Source organism: Terriglobia bacterium (assembly GCA_036496425.1).
GTDB lineage: Bacteria > Acidobacteriota > Terriglobia > 20CM-2-55-15 > 20CM-2-55-15 > 20CM-2-55-15.
Window position 1 is genome coordinate 1 of sequence record DASXLG010000208.1, and the last position, 12,037, is coordinate 12,037.

At 58.5% G+C, this 12,037-nt stretch carries 10 protein-coding genes; 7 read left to right on the top strand and 3 right to left on the bottom strand.

Annotated features, from left to right (window positions below):
• The coding region (locus tag VGK48_15125) for an aldehyde dehydrogenase family protein (GenBank protein ID HEY2382506.1) at positions 1 to 1,036 on the top strand (1,036 nt) is incomplete at its 5' end.
• A 106-nt stretch (positions 1,037 to 1,142) separates the two neighbouring features.
• Here the strand turns inward: VGK48_15125 and VGK48_15130 are convergent.
• From VGK48_15130 to VGK48_15140, 3 genes are all read right to left on the bottom strand, one after another.
• Positions 1,143 to 3,065 carry a M28 family peptidase gene (locus VGK48_15130; GenBank protein ID HEY2382507.1) on the bottom strand — a complete coding sequence of 641 codons (1,923 nt, stop codon included), beginning with the start codon at positions 3,063 to 3,065 and terminating at the stop codon, positions 1,143 to 1,145.
• Positions 3,066 to 3,179: 114 nt separating this feature from the next.
• The gene (locus tag VGK48_15135) at positions 3,180 to 3,512 is read right to left on the bottom strand and encodes a hypothetical protein (protein HEY2382508.1); all 333 of its coding nucleotides are present in this window, start codon (positions 3,510 to 3,512) and stop codon (positions 3,180 to 3,182) included.
• A gap of 120 nt (positions 3,513 to 3,632) precedes the next feature.
• Positions 3,633 to 6,074 carry an ABC transporter permease gene (locus VGK48_15140; GenBank protein HEY2382509.1) on the bottom strand — a complete coding sequence of 814 codons (2,442 nt, stop codon included), beginning with the start codon at positions 6,072 to 6,074 and terminating at the stop codon, positions 3,633 to 3,635.
• A 213-nt stretch (positions 6,075 to 6,287) separates the two neighbouring features.
• Here VGK48_15140 and VGK48_15145 point away from each other — a divergent pair, with 213 nt between their 5' ends.
• From VGK48_15145 to VGK48_15170, 6 genes are all read left to right on the top strand, one after another.
• Positions 6,288 to 7,160, top strand: coding sequence for a 3-keto-5-aminohexanoate cleavage protein (locus VGK48_15145; protein ID HEY2382510.1), 873 nt, complete (start codon positions 6,288 to 6,290; stop codon positions 7,158 to 7,160).
• 186 nt (positions 7,161 to 7,346) lie between these two features.
• Positions 7,347 to 8,543, top strand: a complete 1,197-nt coding sequence (gene dapC / locus VGK48_15150; protein HEY2382511.1) for a succinyldiaminopimelate transaminase — start codon at positions 7,347 to 7,349, stop codon at positions 8,541 to 8,543.
• Positions 8,540 to 9,364 carry a 2,3,4,5-tetrahydropyridine-2,6-dicarboxylate N-succinyltransferase gene (dapD, locus tag VGK48_15155; protein ID HEY2382512.1) on the top strand — a complete coding sequence of 275 codons (825 nt, stop codon included), beginning with the start codon at positions 8,540 to 8,542 and terminating at the stop codon, positions 9,362 to 9,364. The genes dapC and dapD overlap by 4 nt, the downstream gene beginning before the upstream one ends.
• Positions 9,365 to 9,376: 12 nt before the next feature.
• Complete coding sequence (dapE, locus tag VGK48_15160) at positions 9,377 to 10,552, top strand: succinyl-diaminopimelate desuccinylase (protein ID HEY2382513.1); 1,176 nt, start codon at positions 9,377 to 9,379, stop codon at positions 10,550 to 10,552.
• A 114-nt stretch (positions 10,553 to 10,666) separates the two neighbouring features.
• Positions 10,667 to 11,560, top strand: coding sequence for a CHAD domain-containing protein (locus tag VGK48_15165; protein ID HEY2382514.1), 894 nt, complete (start codon positions 10,667 to 10,669; stop codon positions 11,558 to 11,560).
• An 88-nt stretch (positions 11,561 to 11,648) separates the two neighbouring features.
• Positions 11,649 to 11,912 (top strand): hypothetical protein, encoded by a 264-nt coding sequence (locus VGK48_15170; protein ID HEY2382515.1) that lies wholly within the window; start codon positions 11,649 to 11,651, stop codon positions 11,910 to 11,912.
• The last annotated feature ends 125 nt before the right edge of the window (positions 11,913 to 12,037 follow it).

Below are 12,037 nucleotides of genomic sequence, written 5' to 3' on the forward strand. Positions count from 1 at the left end.
TTCCTACACGAAACATGAGCCCGTCGGTGTTGTCGGCCAGATCATTCCGTGGAATTTCCCGCTGCTCATGCAAGCCTGGAAGCTTGGACCGGCTCTGGCTTCCGGATGCACGGTCGTCATGAAGCCGGCGGAACAGACACCGTTGAGTGCACTGCGCGTGGGCGAACTCATCATGGAAGCCGGCTTCCCCGAAGGCGTAGTCAACCTGCTGCCGGGCTACGGTCCCACTGCGGGAGCCGCTATTGCGCATCACATGGATGTCGACAAAGTGGCATTCACAGGTTCGACCGAAGTCGGGCATCTCATCATGAAGGCCTCGGCAGACAGCAACCTGAAGCGCGTCACGCTGGAGCTGGGCGGCAAAAGTCCCAACATCGTTTTCGCCGACGCGGACATGGACGAAGCGATCGAGGGTGCGCACTTCGGCCTTTTCTTCAATCAAGGCCAGTGTTGCTGCGCCGGCTCGCGCCTGTTCGTCGAAGACAAGTGCTACGACGAATTCGTTGAAAAGAGCGTGGCGCGGGCGAACAAGCGGACAGTCGGCGATCCGTTCGATCGCGGCACCGAGCAGGGGCCTCAGGTGGATCAGGATCAATTCAACAAAGTGATGAGCTACATCGAGTCCGGCAAGCGCGAGAAGGCGAAGCTTCTCGCCGGCGGCAACCGTGCCGGCGACAAAGGATTTTTCATCGAGCCGACGGTGTTCGCCGATGTCCAGGACGATATGAAGATCGCCAGGGAAGAGATTTTCGGCCCTGTGATGTCGATCCTGAAATTCAAAGACATCCGCGAAGTCGTGGACCGCGCGAACCGCACAACGTATGGCCTCGCCGCCGCCGTCTGGACCAGAGACATCGGCAAAGCTCACGCGGTCGCCGACGGGGTCCGCGCCGGAACCGTCTGGGTCAATTGTTTCGATGTCTTCGACGCCGCGGCCCCGTTCGGAGGATTCAAGCAATCCGGCATCGGACGCGAGCTTGGGGAATATGCGCTGTCGAACTACACCGAGGTCAAAACCGTTACGATCAAGCTTTAATCGCGCAACCCCCTGTAGGCGCGGTCTGTGACCGCGCGTATTTGTTGATTTGTGCAAACCGCGGTCATAGACCGCGCCTACAGCAATCCCGAATCCGTCGCGGTTCCTACCTCGGAAGAGTCTCTGGTTTCGAGCCGAAACCGGTGCGTGCTCCTTTGTTATCGCGTTGGAGGACACGTTCGGTATTTGCGATCGAGAAACCGGCTTCGTAAACCAGCTGAGCGACGCGGGCCATCTTCGGGAACAGGATTTTGTCCACCGTGTCGCTCACACGGTGATAGTCGGGATGCAATCCCGTTGTAAAGAACGCGATCGGGATGCCTTTCGATGCGTAGCTGTAATGGTCGCTGCGTGTGTAAACACTCTCCGGATCGTTGACGTCGTTCAGTTCGTAGTCGAGTGTCAGGGGATTCGCGAAACTCCCGTTGGTTTGGACAATGACGTTATGCAGATCCGTGCTGATGCGGTCCGCGCCGACAATGAAGAGCGTATTGGAGTAATCGCCCTCGATATCGTTGCAGTCATCGCGTCCGACCATGTCCATGTTGAGTTGGGCCTGGACCTTCTCCAGAGGAACCACCGGAAAGTCGGCGTTATAGCGGGAGCCGTACAGACCGGCTTCCTCGCCGGTATGCCAGATGAAGACGATCGAACGCTTGGGTTTTGGTCCCGTCGCGAAAGCCTTCGCGATCGCCAATTCGGCCGTTGAACCGGAACCGTCATCATCGGCTCCGTTGCTGATGAAGTCGCGTTGATCGAACGGCTCGGAGTTTGCTTCCGGACCTGCTCCGCCTCCCGCGGCGCCGCGCGCGCCGCCAGGCCCGGGATTCCCCCTTTGTACCTTTTTCCCCGCCGCAACAACGGCAGCTTGCGCGGCCGGACTGCGCCTGCGGCACGCGTCCGGAGCGCCGCCCCGGCCGTTACCGGCCTGGTTGTAACCGATGTGGTCCAGGTGCGCACCGAACATCACGTAAGTCTCTTTCAGCGTGGGATCGCTGCCTTCGATCATCCCTGCGACATTGTGCGCGATCTGCTCGGAGATCACGTCGTATGTATTATCGATACTGATCGTGACGTTGACGGGCCACGACGCAGCTGAAATCGGGTCGTTCTTTTCGGCCTTGGCCTTGATGTCTTCAAACTTGAGCGGACCGGCTGCAAACAAGGCTTCGAAGAATGTTTCGTCCCCGCTGAACTGTGGGGCCTTGGGCAGATCGACGCTCTGAACGGTCGTAAAGTCCGGCGCATTTGCTTGCGCACCGCCGCGGCCCCGGCCGCCGGCGCCGCCACGTTGTCCTCCCGGAGCATTCCCGCGTGCCGCGCGAACCGCTTGCTGCGCCTGCGCTACCGCATTATTCGCTTCAGTCAATGCCGCCTGGGCTTTTGTAAGGGCTTGCTCTGCCTGCGTCGGTGCAGGGGGCGCCGGCTGGAACGTAATCTGTGCCTTGGCCCCCATCGTCTCCGGATTCACCACACGCGCGCCGGGCGCCGGAACATTCCCTGCACCACCATTCCCGCGACCGCCCGCGGCCGGACGAAGAGAAGGAATCCAGACGACCAGCTTGTTTTTAACATCACGTCCTTGATAATCGCTCTCCCGGCTGTAGCCAAGGAACTCGACGCCATCGAAGGTCAGCGTCTGTTTGGCTCCTGCATTCGCGTTGAAGGTCACGTGGTTACCGTGCTTGAACGTCTGGTCGGCGAGAGTGACGGAGGAATTCCGTGTGGCCTTGTATCCTTTCAGGCGCACCGGCTGCAGATAACTGCCGTTTGCGCCAAGCGGCTTGATCCTCCACTCCTTCAGATGATCGGCAATATACTGGGCCGCGAGACCGTAACCTTCAGTGAAAATCTGCCGGCCCGAGAGTTCGTCGGACGAAAGGTAGGTGAGCCACTCCTTCATCTCCGCGACGCTGATCTGCGGGTACTTGACGCCCTTCGCGAAATCGGGCGCCTGCGCAGCAAGGTTCCACGGTTGTGCCCATATCAAGAAGAGAAAGGCGAAAACGAGGGCAAATGTTCTTTTCATTCTGGTCTCCACGGGTGAAAGTGTGAGGATAGCCGAACTCCGCAGGCATGGTCTATGTTGAACAGATTGTCAGCCATCCATAGCTCATAGAATGGCTGAGACGGCAGATATCGCTTAGGCGACTTCGCTGGATGCAAGCCGGCCATTCACGGTTCGCCAGAAAGTTGCGACCGCCTTCTTTTTTTGGTCGAAGAAGTCCTCGAAAAAGCCGACTGGGTTTAGCGGTGGAGGATAAGAATACCGCTCCCCGTCGTCTCCAATCGCGGTGACCCAATCACTAGGTTCCCGCTTGTCGACGACAGAAAATAGTACCGGCGGGTATAGGAAGGGGCGGCCGGCATTATTCAGAATCCGAAACTCATTCGCCTCGATCCCGATGACGGCATATAGCTGACCGAATGTAAGGTCTCGATATCGCGCGTTTTTTTTCTTAAGTTTGACGATCATGGCTAACCGATCTGCACTTCTCTGACTTCAAACCTGCCGATTCCCGGATGCTCATACCAATGATACTCAATCGTCTTATCGCCCATCTCTCTGAGGAGGGGTGTTATTTTCAAACTGCCCCTATTCGTACCTTAGCGCCACCATCGGATCGACTTTCGTTGCCCGCCGTGCGGGAATATAGCAGGCCAGCAGCGCGACTGCGGCCAGCACACCTGCGACCCACGCCAGCGTCGCGGGATCGCGCGGCGGGACGTTGTACAGGATCGTGCTGATGTATCGCGTTAGCCCGAGCGCTCCGCCCAGTCCAATCACCAGACCAATCAGCGCCAGAATCAGGCCGCGCACGAGGACGAGGGCCAACAGCGTGGAGCGGCTTGCGCCGAGCGCCGCTCTCACGCCGAGTTCGTGTGTCCGCTGCGCGACCGCGTATGCCAGCACACCGTAGATCCCGATCGAGGCCAACACCAGGGCGATGCCTGAGAAGATCGTGAGAAGCATCGCCTCCATGCGGTTGCCGACCGCGGAATCGTCCATAATCCGCTGCAGGGTGCGGACATTGTCCAATGGCTGATTGCGATTCACTCCCCCGATGGCATTGCGGATCGGCTTCTCAAGCAAAGCCGGGTCTAAATTCGTTCGCACGGACATCGTCATGCCGTAGGCAGGTGTCTGTTCGTTGGAAACGTACATCACTTCGCTGCGATCATCCGTCAGTCCGCCGAGTTTTTCGTTAGCGATGACGCCGACGACTTCCCAGGCGATCTCCGGGCCAAGCTGCGTTTTGCCCGGAATGATTTCCGGAATGAGAATGCGCTGGCCAACGGGCTCCACGTCGTTGAAGAAAGTCTTCGCAAACCGGCTGTTGATGACCATCGCTTGCGCAGCGCCCTTGCGGTCGTGCTCGTTCAGGAACCGGCCTTTGAGAAGGCGAATCCCCAGCGTGCTGAAGTACGAAGCGCTCACGATTTTATAGGGACGGCCCTGGCGATTGGCTCGATCGACGACCGGCTTGCTCGCCAACTGGAACGGCATCCCGTAACAGGTGCCCGACATCGGCGGCGCGCAGCTCAGAGCCACGTCGCGCACGCCGGCTACCGCCTTTACGGCCTCTGCAAGCTGTGCGTAGTAGGAATTCAATGCCGTGGGATCGGGATATTGCTTGTCGGAGACCGGGAGACCGAACGTCAGAACGCTGGTCGTGCTCATTCCCGTGTCGACGTGGATCAGCCGGAAAAAACTGCGGATCAGCAGTCCGGAACCCGCCAGGAGCACGAATGCGATCGCGATTTCCGCCACCACCAGAGCGTCGCGCATGATCTTGCGCCCGCTGCCCGCGGTCGATCCGCGCCCGCCCTCCTTCATTGCAGCCACGAGATCGGGTTTGGTCGCCTGCAATGCCGGAATCATGCCGAACAGAACTCCCGCCAATACCGAAACACCGAAAGTGAACAGCAGCACCCGTGTATCGAGCGTGACCACAACTTCTGGCGGAAGCGTGTTCGGAGGAACCAGGGATTTCAACCAGATCATTGTTCCGTACCCCACGCCGACACCCAGTATCCCGCCCATCAGCGACAGCACGACATTTTCGGTGAGGAATTGCCGGATCAAGCGCCATCGCTGGGCACCGAGCGATGCGCGTACGGACACTTCCCTCTCCCGCGTCACACCGCGCGCCAGAGACAGATTGGCGATGTTCGCGCAACCGATCAGGAGCAGGCCGCCGACGGCGTACATCAACGTGAGAACCGAAGTGCGGACGCCATCGTCGATGAAAATGTTCTTGTAATAGTCGAGCGCTACGCCCCAGCCCTTGTTGGAATCCGGAAAGTCGGCGGCGATACGTGCGCCGATGGCATCCATTCCCTGCTGCGCCTGCTCGATGGTCACGCCCTGTTTCAATAACGCCAAAGACCCGAACCAATGGAAGTTGCGAGTCATATTCGAGGGTTCGAATGCGAGCGGCCGCCAGAACTGCTGATAAGTGCGATCGAAGGCGCTTCCGCGTTGCAGCACTCCGATAACGGTATAGGGTTGGCCGTCCAGAATAATCTTGCGGCCGACAATATCGGGATCCGACCCGAACTGGTCGCGCCATAGCACGCTGCTCAGCACGACGACTTTCTCCTGGCCGAGCTGATCTTCACCCGGAACGAACAGGCGGCCCTGGGCGGCTTTCATGCCGAAGATGTCGAAGTAGTGAACGCCGACTCGAGCACCGCGCAATTGAACCGGATCGCCGGAACCGGTGAGGACGGCATTCCCCCCAGTCTGCGGGGCCATGTATTCGAACACCTGGTTCTGTTTTTCCCAATCCAGATAGTTGAGCGTTGAGATTCCGTTGCGCGCCGTAGGCGGGCCCGGCGGCTTTTCGAGGACGCGCACGATCCGATCGGCGGTCGGGTACGGCAGCGGGCTGAGCAGAAAACCGTTGACGAAACTGAAGATCGCTGCGTTGGCCCCGATGCCCACCGCCAGCGTAAGAATCGCAACGGCAGCGAATCCCGGCGCGCTGCGCAGCGTGCGGAACGCGTACCTCATGTCCTGCCACAACTGTGACATTCAGCCTCCTTCTGATGTATTCGAATCGAGGAACGACCTCGGCGAGTTATACAGTAACTTGGAACAGAACGGCACCGATAATTGACATGAACGAATTCACTCGCTACCCAGGCATGCCTGCCGCTGAGCAACCATGTCGCTACGGCATGGAACCTTTGCTATTTGCCGGCCGGCGGGTTTGAACTAATTCTGCTCCTCGGATATAGATAATTTATGGACAATCGGAAACCTGAGCCTTGCATCATTACTGTCGCGATCACCGGATCGCTTCCCCGAAAAGAGAACAATCCTGCTGTACCCATTACCGTCAGCCAGCAGGTCGAATCCACTCATGCCGCCTTCGAGGCCGGCGCTTCGGTGGTTCATCTGCATGTGCGCAACGATGATCAGTCACCGACATCGAATCCCGACAAATTTGCCGATTTTCAAGAACGCATTCGCAAAGTCTGTCCGGGCATCATCGTCCAGTTCTCTACCGGAGGAAGGTCCGGCGTGGGGCCTGAACGTGGCGGAATGCTGCATCACGCCCCGGATATGGCATCGCTGTCTACAGGATCTTGCAATTTCCCCACGCGTATTTACGAAAACTCACCCGATCTTATTAAGGACCTGGCGGAAACAATGATCCGCTATGACATTAAGCCGGAGATCGAGGTCTTTGATCTGGCAATGCTGTACAACGCCGTCAATTATGTTCGCGATGGGCTGATCAAAGGCCCGTTGCATGTCCAATTCGTGTTGGGCGTCAAGAATGCATTGCCGGCGGAAAGAGATTTGCTCGAATTTCAGGTGGCCAAACTCAGGCAACTCCTGCCCGAGGCGACATGGGTGGCGGCTGGAATCGGCCGGCACCAGATTGAAGTCAACCGCTGGTGCCTGGAAATGGGTGGTCACTGTCGTACGGGCCTCGAAGACAACATACGATGGGATACGACACGTCTGGCCGGATCCAATGCCGAACTCGTCAAACGCGTAGCCGAAATGTGCGCCGAGTACAACCGAGTTGTCGCATCGCCCGAACTCGCGCGTCATATCCTGGGACTCCGAACGGCCGACAGCGCCACCAACCTGCCGGCCGCGAGCTGACACCGAAATATTCCAAATGACTTTGCACAACGGTCCCTTCTGTAGGCGCGGTTATAGACGTCACGATGTAGCGGATTCAACTGAAGAGATCAGCCACAAAAGGCACAAAAGGGGATCCACTCTTTTGTGCTTTTGTGCCTTTTGTGGCTAATCTCTTAGTTGAACACTGACATAATAGCGGTTTGCATGAATCCGCATCTTGCGAGCCTTCAGCCGTATCCCTTCGAGCGTTTGAAACAACTTTTCGCATCTGTGACGCCGAACGCGGCTTACCGTTTCATCAGCCTTGGGATTGGTGAGCCGCGACACGCAACGCCCCGGCTCGTCCTGGATGCGCTGGCCGGAGCGACGCGTGAACTGGCCATGTATCCTCCGACGGTGGGCTCGCCGGATTTGCGCCAGGCATGCGCCGGATGGCTGCAGCGCCGTTATGGCGTGAACCTGGACCCGGCGAACCAGGTCTTGCCGGTCAACGGTTCGCGCGAAGCTTTATTCGCTTTCGCCCAGACGGTGGTGGATGGCGGCAAGAGCGATGCCGTCGTGATCTGCCCGAACCCGTTCTATCAAATCTATGAAGGCGCCGCTCTGCTGGCAGGGGCAACTCCGTATTACGCGCCGAGCGATCCGGCTCGAAACTTCAACATCAACTGGGACGGTATCGGCGGCGACGTGTGGACGCGCACGCAGCTGGTCTATGTCTGCTCCCCCGGCAATCCAACGGGCGCCGTGATGCCGATGGCGGACTGGGAAAAACTCTTCGACTTGAGCCGGCGGTACGGTTTCGTGATCGCGAGCGACGAATGTTACAGCGAGATCTACTTTCGGGACGAGCCGCCGCTTGGAGGCCTGGAAGCCGCCGCCAGAGCGGGCCTCGCGGATTTCAAAAACCTCGTCATGTTCACCAGCCTGTCGAAACGAAGCAATGTGCCGGGCATGCGCACCGGCTTCGTGGCCGGCGACGCCGGCATCCTGAAACAGTTCCTGCTCTACCGCACGTATCATGGGTGCGCGATGAGCGGCATGGTTCAGGCGGCGAGCATTGCGGCCTGGAACGATGAGGCGCATGTCGTGGAAAACCGCAGCCTGTACCGCGAAAAATTTGAGGCGGTCACGCCCATGCTTGCGGAAGTCCTCGATGTTCGTTTGCCCGACGCTGCCTTTTACCTCTGGGCCGCTGTGCCGGGCGGCGACGATGAAGGTTTCGCCCGCGCCTTGATGGCTCGATACAATGTGACCGTACTGCCCGGAAGCTACCTCGCGCGCAATGCCGAAGGGTGGAATCCCGGAACGGGCCGCATCCGGATGGCACTGGTGGCGGAGACCGAGGAGTGCGTGGAGGCCGCAAAACGCATCGTGGCCTTCGTCAAAGGTGCAAAGAAATGAAAGTTGAACTGGAAACAATTATCAATAACGCCTGGGAACAGCGCGCCGTCATAAATACAACGACGGCTACGCCGGTCTTTCGCGAGGCGGTCGATCACGTTATCGCGGAGCTGGATGCGGGCCACCTGCGCGTCGCGTCGCGCACCGGAGTCGGCCAGTGGACCACGCACGAGTGGATCAAGAAGGCCGTTCTGTTGTCGTTCCGGTTGAGCGACAACGTCCTGATGAAATCGGGCGACCTCGGTTTCTATGACAAGGTCCCCACCAAATTCGCGCGCTCCAGCGAAGACGAAATGAAAGCAAGCGGCATTCGCGTGGTGCCACCGGCCGTGGCGCGGCGCGGGAGCTTCATCGGGAAAGGCGCGATCCTGATGCCTTCGTACGTCAACGTTGGCGCATATGTGGACGAAGGGACGATGGTCGATACCTGGGCCACCGTCGGTTCCTGCGCACAGATCGGCAAAGGCGTTCATCTGGCGGGCGGCGTGGGTATCGGCGGCGTGCTCGAACCGGTGCAGGCGAATCCCACGATCATCGAAGACAACTGTTTCATCGGAGCGCGTTCTGAAATCGTCGAAGGCGTGATCGTCGAAGAAAACTCCGTCATATCGATGGGCGTCTACATCGGCCAGAGCACCCGGATCTATGACCGCGCCACCGGCGAAATCTCTTATGGGCGCGTGCCGGCAGGGTCGGTGGTTGTATCGGGAAACCTGCCTTCCGCAGACGGCAAGTACAGTCTCTATTGCGCGGTTATCGTCAAACGCGTCGATGCGCAAACCCGCGCCAAGACCTCATTGAACGACCTGCTTCGGGACTGATTGGCTCTTAGCATGTCGCGCACTGTAGAGTTCACCGAACAATTGATCTCATGCCCCTCCGTCACTCCTGACGACGCGGGCTGCCTGGACTTGATCGGGGCCCGGCTGGCGGGCGTTGGTTTTGCGTGTGAGCGGCTGGACAGCGGACCGGAGAGTTTTCGCGTCTTTAACCTGTGGGCCATCCACCGCAGCAACAAGCCCGGCGCACGCACCTTGGTGTTCGCGGGACATACGGACGTGGTGCCGGCAGGCCCGATAGATCAGTGGTCGAGCCGTCCGTTCACGCCCGTGATCCGCGACGGCAAACTTTATGGTCGCGGCGCCGCCGACATGAAGGGTTCGATTGCGGCGATGATCGTGGCGTGCGAGGAATTCCTTGCGGCGCATGCCGATTCCCCGTTTTCCATCGCGTTTCTGCTGACCAGCGACGAAGAAGGTCCGGCGGTCGACGGCACGGTCAAAGTATGCGAGGCGTTGACGGCGCGGGGCGAGTGCCTGGACTGGTGCATCGTGGGCGAGCCGACAGCTGCCGCACGAACTGGAGACACGATCAAGAATGGCAGGCGCGGCACGATGAGCGGAAAGCTCACCGTTAAAGGAGTGCAAGGCCATGTCGCGTATCCGCATCTTGCCAGGAATCCGATCCATCTTCTGGCGCCGGCTTTGGCAGAACTCGCGGCCGTCGAATGGGACAATGGAAATCGATTTTTCCCACCCACGAGCTGGCAGGTCAGCAACATCCACGCGGGCACCGGCGCCGGCAATGTGATACCGGGCGAGTGCCTGGTGGATTTCAATTTCCGTTTCTGCACGGAGTCCACACCCGAACATTTGCAGCGGCGTCTGACTACCATCCTCGATCGTCATGGTCTCGAATACGCCATTCAGTGGACGATTGGCGGCTTGCCCTTCCTGACGGCGCCTGGAGATCTTGTCCGCAACGTGCAACAAGCCATCCGCGAAGAGACCGGAATCGATCCGGAACTCTCCACCACCGGCGGCACCAGCGACGGCCGCTTCATCGCGCAAATCTGTGCGGAGGTTATCGAACTAGGGCCGCCGAATGCCTCGATTCACAAGATCGACGAGCACGTCGGGATCGAGGAGTTGGAAACGCTCAAGAACATTTACGGCCGTGTTCTGGCCCGATTGACGCTACCGGATGGCAGCCCGAATCTCGGCCAGTAACTCTTTTCGGTTGATCGATCTTTTCAAATTGCTGATCGATCGTAAAGGGTGGGGGAAAACCGATCGTAGCACATCGACAATTCCGCCGGTCCCCAAAATGCACACAGAAATATCATGTCGTTTGATGTCGAAAGAGTCCGCAAGTCGAGCCGCAGGATTCACAAGTTCCTCAAAAAAAACCCGAAGCGGCCGAGTTCGGATGCCATTCACCGGCTGCGGACAGGAGTGCGAAGTCTCGAAACCGTTTTCGAGACGTTGGGCCTTGATTCGAAAAAAAGGATTAAACGGTTGCTGCGCGACCTCAAATCCGTGCGCAAGAGTGCCGGTAAGGTCCGGGATATGGACGTCCTGACTGCAGATGCTTTAACCCTCGGCCAGGTTCAGGAGCAGGACTGCCTTGTCCAGCTTCTCGAATATCTCGGCGCCGAAAGAAACCGATACGCGCGCAAATTGCGGCGGCTGGTTGCAGCATCAGGCGCGCAACTCAGGCGGGACGTGAAACGCAACTTCAAGTACACGAAAAAGCTTCTCGAACAGGCGGAAGAGAATCCGGCGGGCTCCCGCGCGCTGCCGGCAACTCTGGCGAAAACATTTCAGCTGTCTTCGGAATTGACGAGTGAACCGCGCATCACCAAAAACAATCTTCACCCATACAGGATCAAGGTGAAAGAGCTGCGGGACATCCTGCAATTGGCGGAGGGCGCCGCCGACCCGCGGTTTCTGGAAATGCTGGGTGGCGTGAAGGATGCCATCGGCGAATGGCATGATTGGAGTGTGCTCGCTGCAACGGCCGGTGATCTACTCGACCATGGTCCGTCATGCAGGCTCACCAGGCATTTGAAAGAGGTGGTGGACTCGAAGTTCCAACGAGCTCTTCTGTTGACCGGACAGTTACGAGAGAAGTATCTGTCGGCGGCGCCTCGATCGAACCAGAAATCCCGGCCGGCCGGTAAGGGGCTTATGCCTGCGCCGATCATCAATGCAGCGGCGTCGATTGCCGCCGGTTAGACCATGGAAAAATTCCAGCCCCGTTCGGCATGGCAATTGCGCGGTATCCTATGGAAAAGACCATTCCACAAGGGAGTGACGGAACCGAATGAACATAGAATCCATGGGCCGGTCGGAGGCTTTCGCGCTGTTTACGCAGGCGGCGGAACGCTACTGCCTTGGTCTGTCGAATGGTGCGATGCGGAGCTACGCACTGAAATACTTGACGTTCCTGCAAGCGAGGGCGCAAGGCGCGGAACAGGAAGAGCCTAAGAACGGCCGCGCGTCCAGCTTCGACTGCGTTCTTATCCGTTCATATTTGACCAAGCTGTACCGGGACGCCATGGACACCCGCGCAGACCGGGCAGCGTAGGTCCACTCAGAGAACTGGCATTCACGGAAGGATACCTCAGTTCTCATAGTCTATTGGATCATTGCATCATTGGAAGTTTCTTCATTTCAAATTTGAAATGAAGAAACTTCCAATGATGCAATGAT

Coding starts and splice junctions, on each gene's coding strand:
- VGK48_15130 (HEY2382507.1), bottom strand. CDS start 3,065: ATGAAAAGAACATTTGCCCTCGTTTTCGCCTTTCTCTTCTTGATATGG.
- VGK48_15135 (HEY2382508.1), bottom strand. CDS start 3,512: ATGATCGTCAAACTTAAGAAAAAAAACGCGCGATATCGAGACCTTACA.
- VGK48_15140 (HEY2382509.1), bottom strand. CDS start 6,074: ATGTCACAGTTGTGGCAGGACATGAGGTACGCGTTCCGCACGCTGCGC.
- VGK48_15145 (HEY2382510.1), top strand. CDS start 6,288: ATGGACAATCGGAAACCTGAGCCTTGCATCATTACTGTCGCGATCACC.
- dapC (HEY2382511.1), top strand. CDS start 7,347: ATGAATCCGCATCTTGCGAGCCTTCAGCCGTATCCCTTCGAGCGTTTG.
- dapD (HEY2382512.1), top strand. CDS start 8,540: ATGAAAGTTGAACTGGAAACAATTATCAATAACGCCTGGGAACAGCGC.
- dapE (HEY2382513.1), top strand. CDS start 9,377: ATGTCGCGCACTGTAGAGTTCACCGAACAATTGATCTCATGCCCCTCC.
- VGK48_15165 (HEY2382514.1), top strand. CDS start 10,667: ATGTCGTTTGATGTCGAAAGAGTCCGCAAGTCGAGCCGCAGGATTCAC.
- VGK48_15170 (HEY2382515.1), top strand. CDS start 11,649: ATGAACATAGAATCCATGGGCCGGTCGGAGGCTTTCGCGCTGTTTACG.